This window comes from Paenibacillus haidiansis, assembly GCF_036553665.1.
Classification (GTDB): Bacteria; Bacillota; Bacilli; order Paenibacillales; family Paenibacillaceae; genus Fontibacillus; species Fontibacillus haidiansis.
Map to the genome: position 1 here is coordinate 228,751 of NZ_JAZHPZ010000002.1, position 22,068 is coordinate 250,818.

24 protein-coding genes and 1 pseudogene are annotated in these 22,068 nt (G+C 55.1%); 4 read left to right on the plus strand and 21 right to left on the minus strand.

The window, feature by feature from the left end:
- Window positions 1-140: 140 nt before the first annotated feature.
- The 10 genes from rnc to V3851_RS05445 all read right to left on the minus strand — a co-directional run bounded on the left by rnc (window position 141) and on the right by V3851_RS05445 (window position 7,856).
- Entirely contained in the window at window positions 141-848 is a 708-nt protein-coding gene (gene rnc / locus V3851_RS05400; protein WP_331845497.1) for a ribonuclease III, read from the minus strand.
- A gap of 12 nt (window positions 849-860) precedes the next feature.
- Window positions 861-2,099, minus strand: coding sequence for a beta-ketoacyl-ACP synthase II (gene fabF / locus V3851_RS05405; RefSeq protein WP_331845498.1), 1,239 nt, complete (start codon window positions 2,097-2,099; stop codon window positions 861-863).
- Window positions 2,100-2,221: 122 nt separating this feature from the next.
- Entirely contained in the window at window positions 2,222-2,455 is a 234-nt protein-coding gene (acpP, locus tag V3851_RS05410; RefSeq protein ID WP_018750834.1) for an acyl carrier protein, read from the minus strand.
- A 69-nt stretch (window positions 2,456-2,524) separates the two neighbouring features.
- Window positions 2,525-3,274 carry a 3-oxoacyl-[acyl-carrier-protein] reductase gene (gene fabG, locus V3851_RS05415; protein WP_331845499.1) on the minus strand — a complete coding sequence of 250 codons (750 nt, stop codon included), beginning with the start codon at window positions 3,272-3,274 and terminating at the stop codon, window positions 2,525-2,527.
- A 56-nt stretch (window positions 3,275-3,330) separates the two neighbouring features.
- Window positions 3,331-4,275, minus strand: a complete 945-nt coding sequence (gene fabD / locus V3851_RS05420; RefSeq protein WP_331845500.1) for an ACP S-malonyltransferase — start codon at window positions 4,273-4,275, stop codon at window positions 3,331-3,333.
- 48 nt (window positions 4,276-4,323) lie between these two features.
- Complete coding sequence (locus V3851_RS05425; RefSeq protein WP_331845501.1) at window positions 4,324-5,310, minus strand: beta-ketoacyl-ACP synthase III; 987 nt, start codon at window positions 5,308-5,310, stop codon at window positions 4,324-4,326.
- Window positions 5,307-6,308, minus strand: a complete 1,002-nt coding sequence (gene plsX, locus V3851_RS05430) for a phosphate acyltransferase PlsX (RefSeq protein WP_331845502.1) — start codon at window positions 6,306-6,308, stop codon at window positions 5,307-5,309. The genes V3851_RS05425 and plsX overlap by 4 nt, the downstream gene beginning before the upstream one ends.
- Before the next feature lie 17 nt (window positions 6,309-6,325).
- Window positions 6,326-6,907, minus strand: a complete 582-nt coding sequence (gene fapR, locus V3851_RS05435) for a transcription factor FapR (protein ID WP_331845503.1) — start codon at window positions 6,905-6,907, stop codon at window positions 6,326-6,328.
- Window positions 6,908-7,107: 200 nt separating this feature from the next.
- Window positions 7,108-7,281 (minus strand): 50S ribosomal protein L32, encoded by a 174-nt coding sequence (gene rpmF, locus V3851_RS05440; protein WP_331845504.1) that lies wholly within the window; start codon window positions 7,279-7,281, stop codon window positions 7,108-7,110.
- Between the two features lie 59 nt (window positions 7,282-7,340).
- Window positions 7,341-7,856 carry a YceD family protein gene (locus tag V3851_RS05445; protein ID WP_331845505.1) on the minus strand — a complete coding sequence of 172 codons (516 nt, stop codon included), beginning with the start codon at window positions 7,854-7,856 and terminating at the stop codon, window positions 7,341-7,343.
- Between the two features lie 162 nt (window positions 7,857-8,018).
- On the opposite strand from V3851_RS05445, the gene V3851_RS05450 reads away from it, so the two are divergent.
- Window positions 8,019-9,260, plus strand: a complete 1,242-nt coding sequence (locus tag V3851_RS05450; RefSeq protein ID WP_331845506.1) for a nucleotidyltransferase — start codon at window positions 8,019-8,021, stop codon at window positions 9,258-9,260.
- Window position 9,261: 1 nt separating this feature from the next.
- Here V3851_RS05450 and V3851_RS05455 read toward each other — a convergent pair whose 3' ends face one another.
- The gene (locus tag V3851_RS05455) at window positions 9,262-10,287 is read right to left on the minus strand and encodes a SepM family pheromone-processing serine protease (RefSeq protein WP_331845507.1); all 1,026 of its coding nucleotides are present in this window, start codon (window positions 10,285-10,287) and stop codon (window positions 9,262-9,264) included.
- Between the two features lie 115 nt (window positions 10,288-10,402).
- Between V3851_RS05455 and V3851_RS05460 the strand changes: the two genes are divergently transcribed.
- Complete coding sequence (locus V3851_RS05460) at window positions 10,403-11,638, plus strand: nucleoside recognition domain-containing protein (RefSeq protein ID WP_331845508.1); 1,236 nt, start codon at window positions 10,403-10,405, stop codon at window positions 11,636-11,638.
- Window positions 11,639-11,676: 38 nt separating this feature from the next.
- Here V3851_RS05460 and coaD read toward each other — a convergent pair whose 3' ends face one another.
- The 5 genes from coaD to gpmA form a co-directional block, all read right to left on the minus strand.
- Window positions 11,677-12,174: a pantetheine-phosphate adenylyltransferase gene (coaD, locus tag V3851_RS05465; protein WP_331845509.1), complete on the minus strand. Its 498-nt coding sequence runs from the start codon at window positions 12,172-12,174 to the stop codon at window positions 11,677-11,679.
- A gap of 1 nt (window position 12,175) precedes the next feature.
- Window positions 12,176-12,775, minus strand: coding sequence for a 16S rRNA (guanine(966)-N(2))-methyltransferase RsmD (gene rsmD, locus V3851_RS05470; protein WP_331845510.1), 600 nt, complete (start codon window positions 12,773-12,775; stop codon window positions 12,176-12,178).
- A gap of 575 nt (window positions 12,776-13,350) precedes the next feature.
- Window positions 13,351-13,746 (minus strand): hypothetical protein, encoded by a 396-nt coding sequence (locus tag V3851_RS05475; protein WP_331845511.1) that lies wholly within the window; start codon window positions 13,744-13,746, stop codon window positions 13,351-13,353.
- A gap of 241 nt (window positions 13,747-13,987) precedes the next feature.
- Entirely contained in the window at window positions 13,988-14,413 is a 426-nt protein-coding gene (locus V3851_RS05480; protein WP_331845512.1) for a hypothetical protein, read from the minus strand.
- Window positions 14,414-14,588: 175 nt separating this feature from the next.
- Window positions 14,589-15,338: a 2,3-diphosphoglycerate-dependent phosphoglycerate mutase gene (gene gpmA, locus V3851_RS05485; protein ID WP_331845513.1), complete on the minus strand. Its 750-nt coding sequence runs from the start codon at window positions 15,336-15,338 to the stop codon at window positions 14,589-14,591.
- A gap of 170 nt (window positions 15,339-15,508) precedes the next feature.
- On the opposite strand from gpmA, the gene V3851_RS05490 reads away from it, so the two are divergent.
- Complete coding sequence (locus V3851_RS05490) at window positions 15,509-15,988, plus strand: hypothetical protein (protein WP_331845514.1); 480 nt, start codon at window positions 15,509-15,511, stop codon at window positions 15,986-15,988.
- A 168-nt stretch (window positions 15,989-16,156) separates the two neighbouring features.
- Window positions 16,157-16,831: a tetratricopeptide repeat protein gene (locus V3851_RS05495; RefSeq protein ID WP_331845515.1), complete on the plus strand. Its 675-nt coding sequence runs from the start codon at window positions 16,157-16,159 to the stop codon at window positions 16,829-16,831.
- Window positions 16,832-16,908: 77 nt separating this feature from the next.
- Here V3851_RS05495 and V3851_RS05500 read toward each other — a convergent pair whose 3' ends face one another.
- From V3851_RS05500 to helD, 5 genes and pseudogenes are all read right to left on the minus strand, one after another.
- Window positions 16,909-17,337 (minus strand): GNAT family N-acetyltransferase, encoded by a 429-nt coding sequence (locus V3851_RS05500; protein WP_331845516.1) that lies wholly within the window; start codon window positions 17,335-17,337, stop codon window positions 16,909-16,911.
- Between the two features lie 13 nt (window positions 17,338-17,350).
- Entirely contained in the window at window positions 17,351-18,028 is a 678-nt protein-coding gene (gene rpiA, locus V3851_RS05505; RefSeq protein WP_331845517.1) for a ribose-5-phosphate isomerase RpiA, read from the minus strand.
- A 120-nt stretch (window positions 18,029-18,148) separates the two neighbouring features.
- Window positions 18,149-18,832 carry a DsbA family protein gene (locus V3851_RS05510; RefSeq protein ID WP_331845518.1) on the minus strand — a complete coding sequence of 228 codons (684 nt, stop codon included), beginning with the start codon at window positions 18,830-18,832 and terminating at the stop codon, window positions 18,149-18,151.
- Between the two features lie 94 nt (window positions 18,833-18,926).
- Entirely contained in the window at window positions 18,927-19,751 is an 825-nt protein-coding gene (locus V3851_RS05515) for an MFS transporter (protein WP_331845519.1), read from the minus strand.
- Window positions 19,669-21,945: pseudogene (gene helD, locus V3851_RS05520) on the minus strand (RNA polymerase recycling motor HelD); the annotation flags it as partial. The gene V3851_RS05515 and the pseudogene helD, both read right to left, overlap by 83 nt.
- Window positions 21,946-22,068: the final 123 nt, after the last annotated feature.

The window sequence follows — 22,068 nt, forward strand, 5'->3', positions numbered from 1 at the left end:
ACATTCCCCATCCGAATGAACCAAAAACAGCCTAAGCCGGTCCAAAGCCCGACTTAGGCTGCAATCCAAAGCGAGGTAGTCCTTTTACCTTTGCCTTCACCTGCAGTTCGCCGCTTGCCGCAGCCCTCAAGGAAGCGGAATTACGAAGGATTCCGCTCCGCCTGCTTGAGCCGCTCCAAAGCGACGGCCGCCGCCTGCTGTTCGGCCTCTTTCTTGGACCGGCCGGTTCCCCGGCCCAGACCGCGGCCGTCCATAAACACTTCGGACACGAATTCGCGTTCGTGAGCGGGGCCGCGTTCCTCGATAATCCGGTACTCCAGCGCTCCCATATTGTGATGCTGGGTCAGCTCCTGCAGCTCCGTTTTGTAATCGGTCGTCTGCAGCTTGCCGTCCAGCGAAATCTGGGAAAACACATGCCGGTGCAGAAAGGCCGTGACCGCCTCCAACCCCTGGTCCAGATAAAGTGCGCCTACAAAAGACTCGAATACGTCCGCCAGCAGTGCCGGACGGGTTCTTCCCCCGGTCAATTCTTCGCCTTTGCCGAGAAGAACGTACTTGCCGAATTCCAAATTCTCGGCGAATTTCACCAGCGACGGCTCGCAGACGATCGCCGCGCGCAGCTTGGTCAATTCGCCCTCCGGCCGATCCGGGAAGATCCGGTACAAATGTTCCGAAACCGTCAGTTCCAGAACCGCGTCTCCGAGAAATTCGAGCCGTTCATTGTCCTCGTGCTGACTGAACCGGTGTTCGTTGACGTACGACGCATGGGTAAAAGCCTGTTTAAGGAGCTGTTTGTTTTGGAAGGCCAGTTGAAGTTTTTGTTGTAACTGCTTCATATCTCCACTCAACGGACTGTCCCCTTATGCTTGGAATTTCTTCAAAATAATCGTGGCATTATGCCCGCCAAAGCCAAACGAATTGGACATGGTCACTTGTACATTCGCTTCTCTCGCCACATTCGGAACATAATCCAGATCGCATTCCGGATCGGGATGCTCCAGATTGATCGTCGGAGGGATGACTCCGTTCTTCAGGGTCAATCCGCAAATGACGGCTTCCACGCCCCCGGCTGCACCGAGCAGATGGCCCGTCATCGACTTGGTCGAGCTGACCGCGAGCTTGTACGCATGTTCGCCGAACGCGTTCTTGATCGCGATCGTTTCCGACCGGTCGCCGACCGGCGTCGAGGTGCCGTGCGCGTTGATATAATCCACTTCGCCGGGATCGATCCCCGCGTCGCGCAGCGCCATCTTCATGCAGCGTTCCGGACCGTTCGGGTCCGGCTCCGTCATATGATGGGCATCTCCGCTTAAACCGTAACCGATCACCTCGGCGTAGATTTTCGCGCCGCGTTTTTGCGCATGCTCCAGCGATTCCAGAATCAGAATGCCCGAGCCCTCGCCCATCACGAATCCGTCCCGTTCCGCATCGAACGGACGGCTCGCCTTCTCCGGCTCGTCATTGCGGGTCGACATCGCCCGCATCGCGCAGAAACCGGCCAGGCCGGTTGGGCGGATCGTTGCTTCCGCGCCGCCGCAAATCATCACATCGGCATCTCCGCGCTGAATCAGCTTGTACGAATCGCCGATGGAATGAGTTCCGGTCGCGCACGCAGTCACCGCCGTGCTGTTCGGGCCCTTCGCTCCGAACAGGATCGACACATGCCCGGAGGCCATGTTCGCGATCATCATGGGAATAAAGAACGGGCTGACACGCTTCGGACCCTTTTGCAGCAATACATTATGCTGGTCCTCCCATGTGCCCAGTCCGCCGATCCCCGAGCCGATCATCACGCCAACCCGTTCCGGGTCGGCCTGCTCGGCGATATTGAGTCCGCTGTCCTTGAGGGCGCTGGTTGCAGCCGCCACCGCAAACTGGACGAAGCGGTCCATCTTTCTTGCTTCCTTACGATCCATGTAATTTTCGGGATTGAAATCCTTCACCGAAGCGGCAATTTGGGTAGGATATTCGCTGACGTCGAACGACTCGATCGCGGATACGCCGGATTTGCCTTGCGTCAAATTGCTCCAAAACGTGTCCAGATCTTTACCGAGCGCCGTCACGGCCCCCATGCCGGTTACCACAACTCTATGCTTCAAACACACTCACCTCGTGTAGACTTCATGTGTAAAAAATTCTGTCGGTTTCTTCTATCTTCCTTGCAAGATGAGGAGAAGTCCCGCCTGCTTGATAAGGAGGTACGGGACTTTTTAAGATGACTTTAGGTATGAGATTGTATGTAGTTTACAACTTCACCTACGGTCGTAATCTTCTCTGCATCTTCGTCTGAAATTTCCAGGTCGAATTCATCTTCGAGCTCCATGACCAGTTCCACGACATCGAGCGAATCAGCACCCAAATCATCTTTGAAAGACGCTTCCAGCGTTACTTCGGCTTCATCTGCACCAAGGCGATCCACCACAATGCGTTTAACGCGATCCAATACATCGGACATTCCGGTTCACCTCCTCTTTGGTATTATACGAGAATTAATAATAAAATGCCATAGAAGCGAGATTGCCAATCACATATACATTCCGCCGTCGACATGCAGCGTCTGTCCCGTCATATAGGACGCGCCGTCCGAGGCCAGGAATAGAGCCACTTTGGCAATTTCTTCCGGCTGTCCGAGCCGGGCGAGCGGAATGCCGCTAAGCATGCCTTGACGAAGTTCTTCCGACAGCTGGTCCGTCATATCCGTCTCGATAAAGCCGGGGGCGATGCAGTTCACGGTGATTCCCCGCGAAGCAAGCTCGCGCGCCGACGACTTCGTCAGCCCGATCACGCCGGCTTTGGCGGCGACGTAATTCGCCTGGCCCGCATTGCCGAGCACGCCGACTACGGAGGAGATATTGATGATCCTGCCGGAGCGCTGCTTCATCATCGGGCGGGTTACGGCCTTGATTCCGTTAAATACGCCTTTCAGATTCGTTTCGATAACGGCGTCGAACTCCTCTTCCTTCATCCGCATAATCAGGTTGTCTCTGGTAATTCCCGCGTTATTTACGAGGATATCGATTTTGCCCCAGGCCTCAAGCACGCCTTTGACCATATCCTCAAATTGCTCGCTGCTTCCGACATGGGCTTTGACCGCGTACGCTTTAACGCCGAGCGCCTCGATTTCCGACACGACGCGGGCGGCGGCCTCCTCATTTCCGGCATAGTTCACGGCGACGTTCGCGCCCGCTTCGGCCAGCGCCAAAGCGATGTTCCGTCCGATACCGCGCGATGCGCCGGTAACGAGCGCATTTTGCCCCTCAAGGATCTTAGACATACCTTATTCATCCCCTTCCATAAAAATACTAGAAAAGAACATAATTTGTAAACGTTTTATTGATTTTCCCGCAGCGCCGCCGCCGTCTGTTCCAGACCGTCCAGCCCGCTGACGTTAAAGGTCCGCACACTCTTGTCGATCTTCTTGATCAGACCGGTCAGCACGCTGCCCGGGCCAAATTCGACGAAGGTGTCCACTCCTTGAGCGATCAGCCAGGTCACGGTGTCTTCCCACAGAACGGGACTGTACACCTGCTTCACGAGCAAGGCGGAGATTTCGGCCGCTTCTTGAACGGGGTGCGCCGTCACATTGGCGACGACCGGAATGGCGGCATCTTGAATCGTCACGCTCGCCAGCTTGTCTTCCAGGCGCTCCGCGGCGGATGTCATCAAGGACGAGTGGAACGGCCCGCTGACTTCCAGCGGGATGGCCCGCTTGGCGCCGATCTCCTTCACCCGCTCGCCGACCTTGGCCACCCCTTCCTTGCTGCCGGACACGACGATTTGCCCCGGGCAGTTGATATTGGCCAGTTCGACCGCGTCGCCGCCCTTGGCGATATCCTCGCACAGGCCGGCGAGCGCGTTCCGCTCGCCGCCGAGCACGGCCGCCATGGCGCCCTGTCCGCCGGGCACCGCCTGCTCCATGAATTCGCCGCGCGCCCGCACGGTCGCTACGGCATCCTCGAAAGAGAGCGCGCCTGCGGCCGTGAGCGCGCTGTATTCGCCAAGGCTGTGCCCGGCGACATAATCGGGCTTGAAGCCTTTGGCCGCAAACGCCTCATAGAGAGCGACGCTGGTCGTCAGCAGCGCCGGCTGCGTGTTGGCCGTTTGCTTCAGCTCGCTCTCCGGGCCGTCAAAGATAAGCCGGGTCAGCGGAAAACCGAGCACGGCATCGGCCTGTTCAAACAAGCGCCGGGCTTCCGGCAAGCTGTCATATATATCTTTTCCCATTCCTACCGTTTGGGAACCCTGTCCCGGAAAAACAAAAGCGATTTTTCCCATATTCGTGATACACTCCTTGCGTTCTAAACTAGGGAAGCCACAGGCCCATTACCAGACGAGCACGGAAGCGCCCCAGGTCAGGCCGCCGCCGAAGCCGACAAGCAGCACGGTATCGCCTTCCTTGATCCGCCCCTCTTCCGCCGCCTCCACGAGCGCGAGCGGAATCGACGCCGCGGACGTATTCGCGTATTTGTCGACGTTGATGACGCATTTTTCTTCGGGCAATTCAAGCCGCTGCATCGCGGATTGGATGATCCGGATATTGGCCTGATGCGGTACGAACAGGTCGATGTCTTCCTTGGTCTTCCCGGCCTTGCGCAGCACTTCCTCCGTAGCCGAACCCATGACCCGTACGGCGAATTTGAATACTTCGCGCCCGTTCATATAAATGAAGTGTTTTCCGCTCTGCACGGTCTCCTGGGATGCCGGCATGCGAGAGCCGCCGCCTTCCAGTTTGAGCAGCGGGCCGCCTGCGCCTTCGGCTCCAAGATCGAAGGAAAGGAAGCCGCGGCCTTCCGGCACTTCGCCGAGCACGACCGCGCCGGCCCCGTCGCCGAACAGCACGCATGTGTTGCGGTCGGTATAATCGGTAATTCGGGATAAAGTATCGGCTCCGATAATGAGTGCGTTTTTGTACATCCCGGTTTGCAGAAAACCGTTTGCCGTGGCCATGCTGTACACAAAGCCCGAGCAAGCCGCCGACAGATCGAAAGCCGCGGCCTTCTTCGCGCCGAGTTTATCCTGGAGGATGCAGGCGGTCGAAGGGAACGTCATATCCGGCGTAACCGTCGCCACGATGATCAGCTCGACATCCTCCGCCGCCAGTCCGGCGGAAGCAAGCGCCCGTACGGCCGCTTCATAAGCCAGATCCGAGGTTGCCTGCTCCGGCGCCGCGATATGGCGCTCGCGGATGCCTGTCCGCGTCACGATCCATTCGTCGTTCGTATCGACCATTTTTTCCATATCCGCATTCGTCAACACTTTTTCGGGTACATATTTGCCGAAACCGACGATGCCTACTGAACGTAATTTCATGAATTTGCCTCCCGCTTCGTGCTGATTTCTTCCGCAATGCTCTCCGTAAGCCGGCTTTGCAGCGCCGCCCGGGCCTGACGGACAGCATTCTTGATCGCTTCCCCGTCCGACGAGCCGTGTCCCTTGACGACCAGCCCGCCGAGTCCGAGCAGCGGCGCCCCGCCATGCTCCTTGTAATCGAGCATTCCCTTGAGTCCGCGCATCGAAGGCAAGAGCATGGCCGCGGCGAGTTTATTTTTCAATGATTTTGTGAATTCCTGCTTCAGCAGCGAGAATACGGCCCCGGCCGTCCCCTCCAGTGTCTTGAGCAAAATATTGCCGGCGAAGCCGTCGCAGACAAGCACATCGCAGGCACCGGTCAGCACGTCGCGAGCCTCCACATTGCCGACAAATTCGATCGGCAGCTCCTCAAGCAGCGGGTAAGCCGCCTTGGTCAGCTCGTTGCCTTTGCCCGCTTCGGTGCCGACGTTGAGCAGCCCGACGCGCGGCTTGGCAATGCCGTGCACCTTCTGGCGGTAGACGCTGCCCATCTGCGCATACTGCGCCAAGTGCTCGGGCTTCGCGTCCATATTGGCGCCCAGATCCAGCGCCAGTACGCCGCGTCCGTCTAGCGTCGGGATCATCGGCGCCAGCGCGGGGCGCTCGATCCCTTCCATCCGGCCGACCACGAGCAGGCCCGTCGTCATCAGTGCGCCGGTATTGCCGGCCGAGATCATCGCGGCGGCTTCGCCTTCCCGCACCAGGCGGCCGGCGACAACCATCGAGGCGTCCTTTTTGCGGCGGACCGCCTTGACGGGTTCGTCCTCCGCTTCGATCACCTCTTCCGCATGATGGATCGACAGATTGGACGGCGCATTATTCAGCAGCGGTGTAAGAGCATCCTTACGTCCGACGAGAACGATATCGATATCGCTCCATTCCCGGGCCGCGGCCAGTGCGCCTTCCACCGCGCTCTGCGGCGCATGGTCTCCCCCCATCGCGTCAATCGCGATTCGCATGCCTGATTTCCCCCTTCTTAATTAGCGTTGTCATCGCCCGTTGAACGATAGACGACAAAGTTCCCCTGAAATACCATCTCTTCACCGACATAAGTGAAGACTTCAACCTTGGCCTTCCCCTTGCCGCCGGAAGAAGGTGGGCGGACATAGGCCTTGGCGATGCATTTTTCCCCCAAATGAACCGATCTAATAAACCGGATATCCGCAGAGAAGGTCAGCGCGATTTCATCATTAATGACAGCGACGGCCAGCGAATTGGCCTGGGCAAACACATGATGGCCCCGAGCGATGCCCGTCCGGGAAAACACATGCTCCTCGCGAATTTCAAATATGGAAATCCCGCTCTTGTCAAGCTGCAAATCGACGATTTCCCCGATCACCTCATGCAGCGGCAGGGAACGAACCTGGTCGTAGGAGCGCTCGGCCATCTGCTTCATCCGCTCGCGCAGCTCGGGGATACCCAGTTCCATACGGTCCAGCCGGATCGTCTGAATGCTGACCTTAAGCTGCCGGGTAAGCTCCTGATCCGTCACGAACGGATTGTCTTCGATCAATTTGACGAGCTGCTGCTGCCTTGCTTTTTTGGGTAAGCGCTCCATAGGTCTCCCCCCTTCTGAAGAACAGGATTATATCACAGCAATTATCTCTTGATTTTAGAACCTGGTACTAAATTTTAGTATAAAACATCTCCCGCAAAAAAGAAAGAGGACCCCCCTCCCAAATATTCCGGGGCCATGCCAAAAAAAATAGCATCTCACCTAGATGAGATACTATTGGAGTTCGTTAGAGTCATCTCAACTTACGAGTTGATGATTTCTCTCGATTTGTATGTTCCGCATACTTTGCATACGTGGTGAGCAAGCTTCAATTCTCCGCATTGTTCACATTTTACCATGCCCGGCACAGCCAATTTGAAGTGCGTGCGGCGTTTGTCGCGGCGCGTTTTGGACGTTCTCCGTTGAGGTACTGCCATGGTTCCCACCTCCTTATTCAAGTCAACCCGGGATCCGGTGATTTAACAACATCATTTGCTTACTTTTTAAAGAAATCGCCGAGCGAGGCCAAGCGCGGATCAATCCGCTCCGTATTGCAGCCGCAATCCCGCTCGTTCCGATCCGTTCCGCAAGAAGGGCAAAGCCCCTTGCAGTCCTCTTTGCACAAGGCCGCATAAGGCAAATTCAGAAGATAGGCTTCTTCGATATACGGCGTGAGATCGACCTGATCCTCGGCCACGAATTGAATATCCTCGTCATCGTCCTGCGACTCTGTCTCGGGATGATCGCTTTGCTTGAAGCTTTCATCAAATACGATATCGACTTCGTGACTCAAGGGTTTCAGGCAACGGGAACAGGACATGTCCAGCTTCCCCGTAAGCTTCCCGGTCACCTTCACCACGCCGCCTCCCGCGGACTCAGCCCGCAGATCGGCTTGCAACGGCCCGGCTCCGGCAATATCCTTGCGGCCCTTGACGACACGGCTCACATCCAATGCCTGGCGGAACTCCACCGGCCGATCGGACGAAGCCAACTGACGAAAATGTAAAATCATGAATATCACTCCAAACAAACAAAAATTATTATACCGATTTTAAGTAAGTTTTGTCAACAGTAAAGCGGGATTTCCCGTCCCCCGTCATTCGGGCGTATTCGGTCTCAAGCCCTTACTTGTGATATATTCATAATTAAATATACCCAAAAGGTGAGAAGATTCGTGAATATTGTCGGATTGATTGTGGAATACAACCCGCTTCACAACGGACATGCCTACCACTTCAAGGAGGCGAAACGGCTCGCCGGAGCCGAGGCCGCCGTCGCCGTAATGAGCGGCGACTTCCTCCAGCGCGGCGAGCCCGCCATCGTCGACAAGTGGGCGAGAACCGAGATGGCGCTTTATCTGGGCGCCGATCTCGTGCTGGAGCTGCCGGTCGCCTATGCGGTGCAGCCGGCCGAATGGTTCGCGCACGGGGCGGTGTCGCTGCTGGCGGCGACCGGCCTCGTGACGCATCTGTGCTTCGGCAGCGAGGCCGGGGCGCTCGAGGCCCTGCAGCCGCTCGCGGAGCGGCTGGCGGACGAGAGCGCCGCCCTGAAGGCGGCGGTGGCTGAGGAGCTCGCCACGGGGGCGAGCTACCCCGCCGCCTTCGCCGCGGCGGCCGCGCGCACCTGCGCCGGCCCCGGCATGGACGCCGCCGCGGCGCGGGCGCTGCTAATGCAGCCCAACAACAGCTTGGGGCTGCATTACCTCATCGCGCTGCGGCGGCTGGGGAGCGGCATCGCCCCGCTCACGGTGCGACGCGAAGCCGCGGGCTACCACGACGCGGCGCCGGCCAGCGCCGCGATCGCCAGCGCCACCGCCGTGCGGGCGCTGCTGCTGGCGGGCAGCGGCGGCGTCGAAGCCGCCCGGCCGTACGTGCCGCCGCAGACGGCGGCGATTCTGGCCCGCGAATTCGCCGCCGGCCGCGGGCCCGTGACGTGGAACAGCTTTGCGCCGCAGCTGTTCCACCGGCTGCTCCTCGCTTCGCCCGAGGAGCTCGCCGCCCACCCCGAGATGACCGAAGGACTGGAATACCGGATCAAAAAAGCGCTGACCCGGATCGAAGAACCTTCGGTCGACGAGTTGCTCAAGCTGCTCAAAACGAAGCGCTACACCCATACCAAGCTGCAGCGCACGCTGCTGCATGTTCTGCTCCAGCATGACCGCGCCGCCTTATCGCCGGAGGCTTTGGCCGCGGGCCCCGGCTATTTGCGGGTGCTCGGATTCAGCGATGCCGGGAGAGACCTGCTGAAGCGGATGAAACGGACCGCCTCCCTGCCCGTCGTCACCAGAGCGGCGGGACGGAACGACCCGCAGCTTGACCTCGACCTCCGGGCTTCGGCCGTTTACGGCAACGCCATGCCGCGCCGGGCCGCCGAGAACCTGCTCCGGGATTACCGCCAGCCGCCGATTCGGCTGTGAATCAAGATTTGGGAGTCAATTCCTCCAAATAACGCAGCGCGTCGTCAACCGTTTTCACCTTGACGAGCTTCATGCCGCTGCCGATTTCGTCGGCTTTGGCCTTGGCCTCTTTATAATTGTCTTCCGGCACGAAAAATATATCCGCCTTCTGCCGCTCGGAGGCGACGATTTTAAACTGTACCCCGCCGATCGGGCCAACGGTGCCGTCCTCGGACATCGTGCCCGTGCCGGCCACCCGGTAGCCTTTGCTAAGATCTCCCGGGGTCAGCTGATTGTAAATTTCCAGTGTAAACATCAGTCCTGCGGAAGGTCCGCCGATCTGCGTGTCGGCAAAATGAACTTCCTTGTCTTTATCCTTGGGCTGGACTTTGAGTACCTCGCCGACGCTGACGCCCAGCCCCGCCTTCGGTTTTCCGTCCTGCTCGCCGATCTGCACCAGCGCAACCTGCTGCTTGATCGCTTTGCCGCCGCGCTCCAATTCCAGATCGACTTGTTCTCCTACGGATTTCCCGGACAGCGCCGCCGACAATTCTTCGAATTTCCCGATGGTTTGGCCGTTCACTTTTCGGATGATATCTCCGGGATGGAAATCTCCTTTCGGCGTTACTTCTTTGGAAAAGCCGACAATAAAAGCATATTCCGGAACGACGTCATAATCGACTCCGGCATGTTTATAAGCCGCCATGACCGCGCTCGATTGCGAGGTGCTCATATAATATTTCTGCTCGGTTTCGTATTGCTCCTGGTTACGGTCCGGCTCCTTGCGGACGATTTGCGCGTGGGGCTTGAACTCCGCCGTAATGAGCAGCGCGATGTTGGCGTAGCTGACCGACACCGTCGTCAGCATGAAGGTCCCTTTTTCCTCGGGATCCCCCGCCGGAACGCTGACCATCGGCTTTACCTCGTCCGCCGACCCCGGCTGATTGATCATATAAGGCGTCGGCATATATACGACGACATAGATCAATATAGCCAATGATATGAAATACAATCCCAGCTTGATGGCCGCCGATCGCGTTTTACGCATCGAAAAATCCCCCCTTTTTCTACCGCCCCTCTATTTCCCTTGGAGGCATGTACTCGGCTTCTATCGCATATAACTTGTACAAATCATCCATTTTCTATCGAAGAAGGTGAACCTATTGCCAAGCGAGCGCCGTACCGGCGGCAGTTTGCCGGCGACTCTGCTGTTCGGGCTAGCCGCCGTCCTGCTCGTGATCTGCATCGTTTACGCGCCGGGCGAAGCCTTCAAGGCTTCCGGCCAAGGCCTGGCCATCTGGTGGCGAATCGTATTCCCGGCCCTTCTGCCTTTTCTCGTCTTGTCCGAAATTTTACTCGCCGGCGGGTTCGCCCATGGACTCGGCGTATTCATGGAGCCGCTCGCAAGAAGAGGCTACGGGCTGCCCGGCTCGTTCGGCTGGGTGCTTCCGCTCGGGCTCACCGCCGGTTTTCCGGCTGCCGCTTCCGCCGCGGTCTCTTTGTACAAGCAAGGCAAAATAACCGCCACAGAGGCGGAGAGAATGACCGGGGCCGCCCACTTCGCCAGCCCGGTGCTGCTCGTTATCGTTGTGGCCGCGGGCTTTCTCGGCCGTGAAGAGCTTGGTCTGCTGCTGCTAGCCGTTCATTGGATCTCCGGGCTTGCCGCCGGGATCACCCTTCATTGGCTGACTCCCGGAGTGCGCTCGCGGCGAAACCGCCAAGCGGCCGGCCATCGGTCTATGGGGCCGAGGCCGTCCGTTTCCCGACTTCGCCTCGCCGTCCGGGAGATGGAAGCGGCCCGCGAAGCCGATGGCCGCGGGTTCGGCAAACTGCTTGGCGACTCCGTGGCCGCCGGGGTGCAAACGTTAATGACGACCGGCGGATACATGCTTATTTTTGCGGTCGTCATTCATGTCCTCGCCTCCGCACTTCCGGACTTTATCCCCTCGTTCTCCATCGCCGGATTGCTTGAAGCCCATCTTGGAGCTTATGCGGTGTCACAGCTCTCCATGCCTCCGGCAATTGTTTGCGCCTTGCTTGGGGCGATCCTTGGCTGGAGCGGAATCTGCGCATTCCTGCAGGTACGCGCGCTGCTGCGGCCGGCCGGGATCGGCAGCCGTCTTTTTATCATCAGTCGTCTTATCCATGGAGCCTACGCCTATGTATTGACTCTAGTGCTATGGCGTCCCCTGTCACGATGGTTTCCCGGGGCTCTTCCCGCTGCCGCGGAGCTGCAAGCCCCCGGAGTCTCGCACGGAAGCTTCTTCTCTTTCCCTCTCCCCGATTGGGGATTGATCGGCCGGTTTGTCGGAATTCAATTCTGGCTGCTTCTGGCGCTCATCGCCGGACTTACAGTATTATCCCTGTTATCAACCGGCGGAAAAAGCCGTTCCCGCTAATTCCGCCTACTGACGGAGCAAGCGCCGAGGTGCTTGCTTCAGCTATATTTTTGCTTAAGCGCCTTCTCCACTTCGAACGGAACCAGATCGCTGACATCGCCATTGAAGTAAGCGATCTCTTTGACGACACTGGAGCTTAAATAAGAATATTTCGGATTCGTCATCATAAAAATCGTTTCCACATCACTATTCAACTTCTGATTGGTCGAAGCAAGCTGCAGCTCGTATTCGAAATCCGTTACCGACCGGATTCCCCTTACGATGACATGGGCTTGCTTATGATTCATATAATTCACCAGCAAATCGCGAAAGCTGTCTACTTCCACATTAGGCAAATGGCCGGTAACCGATCTCAGCAAATCTTTCCGTTCTTCTACCGTAAACAGCGGGTTTTTGCTTAAATTGTTCAGCACCGCTACGATCAGCTTGTCAAACTGGCGCGACGCCCGCTGAATAATGTCCATATGCCCTTTGGTTACCGGATCGAAGCTTCCGGGATAGACCGCGATGCGCGGTGTTTTAAACTCATGTTCCATGTTAGTCCTCCCCGCCCGGTTCTTCGCCCGGACTCGTTTCTGTATCTTCATTGTTGTAGCGGTAAATGGAAATGGCCGTTTCGCCGTACTGCGCCTTGCGCATTTCTGTAAACCGACCGAAACTCTCCGGGTAAACGAAGGATGATTCGTATTCCAAAACCACGGTTGCTTTCTCATTGAGGAGCTGCAGGCTGCTCATTGTCTCCATCAGCTTCTCCCCGTGCTTCAGCCGATACGGCGGGTCGAGGAACACCAGATCGAAGGCCGTCCCCCGTTTGGCGAGCGCCTTTAACGCACGCTCCGCATCGTTTCTGTAAACTTCGGCTTTATTCTCCAGGCCCGTCGCTTTTAAATTGGCGCGAACCACTTCTATACTTTTGTGTTCCTGATCGATGAACACTGCCTTGTCCATACCGCGGCTAAGCGCTTCAATGCCGAGCCCGCCGGTACCGGCGAACAAATCCAGCGCGGCACCCCCATCGAAATAAGGCCCAATCATACTGAACAAGGCTTCCTTTACCTTATCCGTGGTAGGTCTTGTCCCCATGCCGGGAACCGACTTTAGCGCTCTTCCCCGGGCGCTGCCCGAAATTACTCTCATGCATTCTTTCCTTCCTTTCGCCAAATGCCTGTCGATATCGTACCATAATCGCCTGGAGATTGAAAAACCGAATTCGCATAAGAATTTGGCGCAGGATGTATAAACCGGCAAAGATCGGACAACACTTGAACTATCGACATCACAAATGTCGTAGACAACCGCGGAGAAGACTTACGTTTCCCCATAAGCTCTTCGTCCGGTTTCTCCTCTCCCATGATGGGCGTCCCGGAAGGGGCGCCCGGACAAAAGCTCTTGTGGCCAGGAATTTCTACAAGGGCTTTTGTCCTTTTTTTATATTTGATGACCAAATTCACCGACACTACCTGAAATCTTCGTCGAACACTTAAAAAACCACTCATAAGAGTGGCCATAAATTGATATTGCTTCGTGGTCTTCCTATCTCTCACAAGGCCATATGTGCGTCTGGTAATGATTGAAGTATATGAAGACTGGTTAGAAGAGTTACTTGTTTTTTCATAAAAAGAAATGACCGCCCTCCTACAAAAGAAAGCGGTCATTTCTATTAGCTATCACTTAAAGCCGTCGGCCCTCTTGAGCTGCCATATTTTATGGAGTCAAATCAACACCGGCTGGGCGATCAGGCCGCGCTGCAGGTCCAGTTCTTTTTTTACGCTGTTGAATACGTCCTGCAGGGATGACCCCCAGACCAGGTTCTCCTGCTTTAAATAGGATTTCACTTCGGAGCAGCTGTGGTCGAAAGTGTCCAGGTAAGGGCTGCCGTTCAGCTCTAAATGCTTCCTGGCCTGCTTGATCAGGGATATATATTCATGGTAGAGTTCAATTTGTACGATTTTGGCCTCGGGAGAAAGCTTGGACCAGGCGAAGGCGCCGCCTTCCACGCATTCCGACGAACCCGGAACATACTCAATGCCGGAATGAACGAGAATAAAACTGTGAACCCGGCTCTCCAGCGACTTATAGCGTTTCTTCAAAAGTTCAATCGACTCCATAAATACGCACTCCTTTCTAGAGCGATCTTTACGAAGAAAATGCGAGATTTTTCATGGTCGCAATAATTCTAATATGTTTAGTATAAGCCTTTTCCAAATTAAAGTATATAAATTATTTACAAAAACGTAACTTTTAGATGAAAATTTATCATAGCGAAAAAGCTCTCACGGCTATCGGTGAGAGCTTTTTGATAAACCTATTGAGAGGCTCAAGAGGCAGACCGGGGCAAATAGATAATAACTATAACCCTATCACTGTAGCGGAAAAGGCAATGGGGCCCCTGACGAAAATCTGGTTGGCATCTCCAGGTTCAGGTTCAACGGCTAATTGATAAGTTTGCAAACCCGGAATCGCTCCATCTATTGCCATGACACTTACAATCTGATTTGTAATAGTATTTAATGCGAGGTCAATTTCACTTGTTGCGCGATAGATTTCCACTCCGTTTCTGAAAATAATAACATTAAAGGTGGGATTCCCCTCCGCATCATTCGTGAATATCCCGATATTCCCCTTCAACTCCACTCTTGCATTGAAAGATGCCGGATTTGCAGGATCGATGAATACAGCCACTCTCGCTATTTCTCTCCCTCCGATTAACTCTATTCCAGGCAGCATATTTGCCGAAGTATATGTCGCATCATAGCCGAGGATCGACGCCATCACTTAACAACTCCCTTCAAAGTTATGCTACATCGTATTCAAAAGAATAGAATCAGTATAGACAGATTCATAGCGGCTGCAATACATTTTAGATAGGGTCCGAAATCATAGAAAGCTTGAGCGCGATTAAGTCAAAAACTCCACCCTGCATGGGCGGAGTTTCCGTCGTTTGTGCCGATTATTCCATAATTTTGTCCGGATCGGCCACTTTTTCGATTTTGTGTTCGACCTTTTTTTCGCTGCCGAGGTAATATTTCTCCACCGGCTTCAAATCATCGTCAAGGGTATAAACCAGCGGAGTTCCGGTCGGGATATTGAGATCGACAATCTGCTCGGCGCTCATGTTTTCCAAGTATTTGATCAGCGCCCGCAAACTGTTGCCGTGCCCGGCGATGATAACTTTTTTGCCGGCGAGAATTTGCGGTTTTATTTCTCTCTCCCAGTAATCCTCCACCCGGACAATCGTTTCTTTAAGGCTTTCCGTGAGCGGAATATATTGATCCGGCACATCTCTGTATTTTGGATCATTGCGGGGATAACGCTCGTCTTCTTTCGTCAGCGCCGGAGGGAGAACATCATAGCTTCTGCGCCACTTTAGAACTTGCTCCTCCCCGTATTTCTGAGCCGTGGTTAGCTTGCTTAATCCTTGCAACGCCCCGTAATGGCGCTCATTAAGCTGCCATGTTTTGTGGACGGGGATCCAGAGCAGATTCATGGCGTCCAGGATAAAATACAGCGTTTTTATCGCCCGTTTCAGGTAGGAAGTATAGGCTATATCGAACGCGAACTTTTCTTCCTTCAGCAAAATTCCCGCTTCCTTCGCTTCCCGAACCCCCTTCTCGGATAGATCGACATCGGTCCAGCCCGTGAACAGGTTGGATTTGTTCCATTCGCTTTCGCCATGTCTGATAAGTACGAGTTTAAACAATGGATTTGTCACCTTCCCTTTCGTCCATTATCAAGTTACGCTTCCACATTATAGGCAATTGTATTCCTCGCCGGGCCTGATGAATGCATATCCTTAATTTTACCGGGCAACATAACCATGGATTTACATCCAAGAAAATTAAATCCGCCATAGAGGAGGCTATTGTAACCATGTTCAACAACCCATCCCAGCAAGTCCGGGAGATCGAGCAGTTGACGAGACAATTGGAGCAAACGACGCGTCAGGCGACCATGATGTATCAACAATTGCTGGAACAAGAAAAGCAAAATGCGGTCCAACTGGAGCAAATCGTCCAGCGCGAACGCCAGGCGGCCCAAACGATCCAAACCGCCCTGCAAGGCCATCAAACCGCCATGCAGCAATATCATCAGATCGCCCAATTGGCCGGCCAAATCGAGCAGTACGCCACCTCCCAATCAAGCGGCTTCGGTACCGCCGGCGAGTTCAGACCGCCGATCGGCATCCGCCCGGTAGGCGGACAAAGCTTCGGCCAAGCGGGAATGAGCCAGTCCGGTTACGGCCAATCCGGTATGGGACAGTCCGGTATGGGACAGTCCGGTATGGGGCAATCCGGTATGGGGCAATCCGGTATGGGGCATTCGGGCTTCGAGTCGCGCGGTTACCAGTAAGCCGACGCCGTTTCTCCCGCGAAATAATCGGAGGCCGTCCCGAAGGGGCGGCTTCTTTACAAATCAAAGGACACTCTTATTTATACCCAAATGAATAGGGGCTTTTATCCTCTCCGGATATTCCATCTATGGTATAATTGGAAATTATGACGATAGGTGGAGGAATTCATGAGCAAGGTAATGATCTTTATTTTTTTGTCATGGCTGACGGGGAATCCGCTCATCGCCATTCTGATTCTGCTCCTGATTGTATATTTCCTTGACCGGCGGTTTGTCGGACTGTTTCCGAGCGTATCCAAGCCGTTCAAAAGGCAGCGCCGCGTCTCCAAGCTGCGGCAGCAATTATCGCTCAATCATTTCGACGTTTCCGCCAAACGCGAACTGGCCGGCTTGCTTCTTGACAAGAAGAAATTCAGAGAGGCGCTCGGGCTGCTGGAGGAAGTTCAGCCTTATTCCGAATCATCGGCGGAATTTTGGGATGATCTCGGCACGGCGATGATTGGAGTCGGCCGGCTCGAGGAAGGCGAAGGGCATATTTTACACGCACTGAGCATAAATGAGCGCGTCCGGTACGGCCAGCCTTACCTGCACTTGGCTACGGCTTTCCGCGAGAAGGATGCGCAGAAGGCGCTCGAATATGCCGCCAAGTTCGGCGAGATCCAATCCTCTTCCAGCGAAGCCTGCTATTTGCTCGGCAGCCTCTATCAATCGCTGGGCCGCAAGGATGATGCCAAACTCGCATTGAAAGAGTCGATCGCCGTCTACCGCAGCCTGCCGAAATATAAGAAGCGGCATGAACGGAAATGGGCGGTACGCAGTTATTTTAAATCGATGACTTTATAGTTCCGCCCAGGCAATTTCCAAAAAAAATCGCGGGCTCCCTCCGGTATGGAAGGAACCCGCGATTTTTTATTTATAATTTATTCTTCCTCTTCGGCTTCGTAAAGGCACCGGAAACGCTCTTCGCCGCCCCCGTCGGGGATAAATCCTTGCACGGTAAAGCCGATATTGCGAAAAAAGTCGGCCCCGTCCTCATCGGTAACGGCCGTCACCGCCTTCGGCTTAATGAGCAGCAGCGTCTCCATGATCAGGCCGCGGCCATAGCCTTTGAGCCGGTCCTCGGGATGAACCGCGAGATGCAAAATCTCCAGCGTGTTATCCGAGTTCGTTCTAGCGCCGATCAGCCCGACCCATTCTCCTTCGTCCTCATAGCCGTATAGCGCAGCGCCGCCCCCGGTACGATACAGCTCCCACGCTCGGTCCTCAAGCTCGGGCTCGAAGCCCACGGCGTACTCCATCAGTTCGGAAAGCGCCGCATCCGGGGGAAAAGTTGTCACTTGTTTCAGCAAAAAAGCCGCCCCCTCAGTTTTTCTTCTCGATGACCTCTGTCCGCCCGTCGTCATAGCCGACCACCACGGTCTGGGCGATATCGACGAACAGTCCGTGATCAACCACACCCGTCATCATTTTCAGTTCATGACTAAGCTGCGCTGGAAACTCGATGCTGCCGAATGCGGCGTCGGCGATATAGTTGCCGTTGTCGGTAACGTAAAGCCCGCCGTCCCGCATCCGCATCGCAAAATCGATATCGTACCGGTTCCGCAATTGTTCAAGCGTCCATTCATAACAAAACGGAACTATCTCGATCGGCAGCTTGAACTGCCCGAGCCGGGCTACCATTTTGCCAATGTCGGCAATGACAATGAAGCGGTCGCTGTTGATCGCCACCAGCTTCTCGCGCAGCAACGCGCCCCCGCCGCCTTTGATTAAAGCCATGTCGGGATCCACTTCGTCGGCGCCGTCGATCGCGATGTCGAGCCGCTTCACTTCCGAAGACTTTATAAGCGGAATATCATATTTCGCCGCCAGCTCCTCCGATGCTTTGGAGGTAGCGATCGCCTTGATCTTCAGCCCCTCCGCGACCCTTAATCCGATCTTCTCGATTGCATAATAAGCCGTAGAGCCCGTCCCAAGGCCGACGATCATACCGTCCTCAACCCATTCGGCTGCACGGTATCCGGCCGCTTGTTTTGCATTCATCTGTTTATGCCTCCCGGAAATGCCATCTTTAATCCAGCTAATATCATACCAAAAACGTTGCAAAAAAAGAACAGCGGCTCCTGCGGCTGCACTTCAGCCGCAAGATCCGCCGTTTGAGATTCATCGGTTCTCGATAAAATTCCGTATCCCCTCGAAGGATATATCCTCCACCGCTTGTCCGTTGACAAAAACGGTCGGCGTTCCGTCCACGCCATGATTCTCGGCGATCATGAAATCTTTCTTCACATTAGCGATATATGTCCGCCCGTCCAAATCCTGTTCAAATTGCTTCAGATCGGCTTCCGGGATCTTCTCTTTCACGAGCTGCACGATGAAATCCCGGTTCGCCCACTCCTCTTCCTTATGTCCTTGATTTTGCATCATTAGATCAAAATACGTCCAGAAATAATCCTGATTCTGCTGGAATAGACTTTCCCCGGCCAATGCGGCCAGGGTGGAGTCCGGAGACAGGAATGGAAAGTCGACGTAATAATATACCGCTTTCCCGGTATCCAAATACTCCCGCTTCAGTTCGGTCAGCACCTCATCCTTCCAGCGCTTGCAGGCCGGACATTTGTAATCGGCGAATTCGACGATCGTCACCGGAGCGTCCGGGTTGCCGAGGTAGGGCTGATGCGCCTCGTCGAAGCCTTGCGGAACCTCCCCTGCGTCGACCTTTGCCAAATCGGGATAGAGCGCCTCCTTGCTCCCTTCCGAGGCGAATCTCGCCACCAGCAGGATGACGATCAGAACCGCCGCGATTCCGACCAGCCACCATATCCCCGAAGTTTTCTTTTTATTCACCTGACGACTTCCTCTCAAATAAAGAAAAGTAATAATTTGCTATTATAGGAGGGCGTCAGGAAAGAAAGCTAGGAGAAAAATCACGGACAAAATTTTAGCCTTGATGCACCGGGCGCGGTGCCTTCGTTTTCTTGCCTCTGCCTTCGCCGGATTCCGGTTTGACCATGAACAGAAGCAGGATGACGCCGATGAGCGCTACGGCTCCAATGACGATAAACATCAACATATGGCCGGCGTGAACCAGTACCGAAATGACCGGGGGACCGAGCGACACCCCGATAAACCGCATGCTGCTGTATATCGAAGTAATGGTCCCGCGCAGCTCCATCTCGACGCCTTCGGTGATGAGCGCATCCGAGCTGGGAAGGACGATGCCGATGCCGACTCCGGAAACAATCAGGCAGGCGATCACAAAATAAATATTATTGAACAGACTGATGCCGAAAAAAGCGCCCGTGGCGAGCACCAATCCGATCACGCCGCACCATTTCATCAGTTTTTTGTTCTTGCCGATCTTCTTGCCGGTCAAATAAGAAGCCAGGCAAAGCGCCGCCAGAGGAATCGCCAGTACGAGTCCTTTGACAACGCCGTCTAGCCCGTGCTTTTTCTCAAGCTCGTCGGACAAGTAAAACAACACCCCAAACAACAGGAACATGCAGATCCCGCCGATGATAAAAATCGCGTACAACCAGCGCCCCTTCTCGGCAAATACCGATTTTAACGATTGAAGAAATTCCTTTATCGGTTTGGCCTCTTCCCGTTTCGGTTCCTTGACCATAAAACCGACCAGCACGATCGAGATCAGGCACAGCGCGGGTATGGCCAGAAACGGTGCATACCAAAACCACGCCCCTCGTACACGCCGTGTAGAAAAGCTTGCGCTCCGCCTCACGGGTGTAAATCCGGTCCGATCCGTCATAAATCAGCACGGCGTCAAACTCTACGCCTTTGGCCAAATAAGCCGGAATAATGTGGATCCCCTTTTCGAACGACAATGTCGTCTTCTTGATCAGCTTTACCGGAAGCTCGGCGGAGAACGCCTCGTACGCGCTCAAGCTCTCGGCCGCCGTTTTGCAGATGACCGCGATCATCTCGTAGCCTTCCGCCCGCAGCGCCGCGATATCCCGGGAAATCCGGCCGTGAAGCTCGGCTCTGTCCCTCGCCAGGATCACCTCCGGCTTATCGCCTTCCCGGTTAAACGGAACGATCGCCTCGCCGCCGGGAATCATGCCCCGCGTAAATTCCACGATTTCCCGGGTGGAGCGGTAGCTCTGCACCAGGGTGATCTGCTCGCTCTCACCCGCTCCGTACAGATCGGTCAGAGCGTTCGATTGCTGAAGGACCGATGCATGCGCGTAGATCGCCTGATTGAGATCACCGAGCGCCGTCATGCGGGCGCGCGGAAACAGCCGCTTGAGGAAATAAAGCTGAAAAGGCGAATAGTCCTGGGCTTCGTCGATAATCACATGCCGGATCGCCGTATTCGAGCGGAAGCCCAGAATCAGCTCCTTCAAATAGAGAAACGGAGTGGCATCTTCGTAAAACAATTCCCCCGCGGAAATTTTACGCAGCGTTTGCTCGCAGATTTCGTCCCATTCGCTTGGCAGCTCGCCGGAGCCCAGCTCCTTGATCAATTCCGGCCCTTGAAAGAGCTGCCGGTACAATTGGGTCACATCCACAAAGCGCAGGGACTTCACCCATTTACGGAGCGGCTTCAACCTATCGCTGACGACCATTTTGGCCAGGATTGTTTTCTCTTCTTCATATTCGTTGAAAAGATCGTCCTTCCCCCGCCGCTTCCGGCGCATGCGCTGGTAAGCCCGCTGGTAATCCTCCGTATCCAGGAGCCCGATTTGCTCCTCGACCCACGGCTCGTTCAGCTCATTCTTGCCGAAGGCGGCAAGCTCCTTAAGCAGCCAGTCTTTCAGCAATTCGCAGCGGTTTGCGAGCCGGATAGCGGGATCAAAGGCATAGAAGGCTTTCGCAATCGCCTCCGCACCGATCACTTCCTTGCCTTGAAAACGGAGCGGTTTGAATTTCATACCTTTGCGTTCGAGCAGCTCCTTGTACCGGTTAAAGATATCGAGGAAATCCGAGGACGATTTGAAGCGGATCCCGCTGATCCGGGCGTCATAAGTCTCGTCCTCCCCGCCGGAGAGCACGTATTCCATCTGGATGAACGGATCCTCAAGCTGGAATTCCCGGCCCAGCCGGTGCTCCAAATATTCCTGAAACGTGGTTTGCAGCATGTTCTCTTCGCCTAGCTCCGGCAGCACCGTGGATACATAGCTGTTGAACATCGGGTTCGGCGAGAAAAGGATCATCTGATCGGCTTGCAGCGTGTCGCGGTGCTTGTAAAGCAGATAGGCGACCCGCTGCAGCGCGGCGGATGTTTTCCCGCTCCCCGCCGCCCCTTGTACGATCAGCATGCGGCTCTTGTCGTCGCGGATAATCCGGTTCTGTTCCCGCTGGATCGTCGCCACGATGCTCTTCATCTGGGCGTCCGAGCTGCGGCTGAGCACCTGCTGCAGCAGCTCGTCGCCGATCGTCATTCCGGTGTCGAACATCACTTTGATCTCGCGGCCGCGAATGACAAACTGCCGTTTGAGCGACATCGTCCCTTCGATCGTCCCCGACGGCGTCTCGTAAGAAGCCGGACCCGGGACGCTGTCGTAGTATAGATTGGAGATCGGCGCCCGCCAGTCGTAAATAAGAAAAGAATCGCCCCCCTCATCCAGCAGCGAGGCGATACCGAGATAGATCGCTTCCTCTTCTTGTCCTTCCTCGGCGAAATCGATCCGCCCGAAATACGCCGATTGCTTCAGCCTTTTCATCTTGCCGAGCTCTTTCGAGGCGAACAGGTGTCTTTTTTCCCGCTCCGACAAGACCTGGGATTGCTGGCGCAGGCTTGTCGACGTTTCGCCCAAGTCATCCGCTTCACTGAAGTTGATCGTCACCTCGTCCCAAAACTCTTTCCGCATGGTGACGACATCTCCTCGCACATGGCCAACCTCTTTTTCCAGCCGGGAAATATTGTCCTCGATCCGGTCCGCCACAATTTCCACGCGCCGCTGTTCTTCCTGCCAAACGTTATCGTTTCCGCTCACTGTGATCGCTCCTCTTGTATATCCTACTTTTCCGCTCTTAATGCATTAACCGAAAATGACTATTGACAATGAATTTCATTTGTGATATAATCCATTTAGGATATTTACAATTAATTATTTATATTTTAC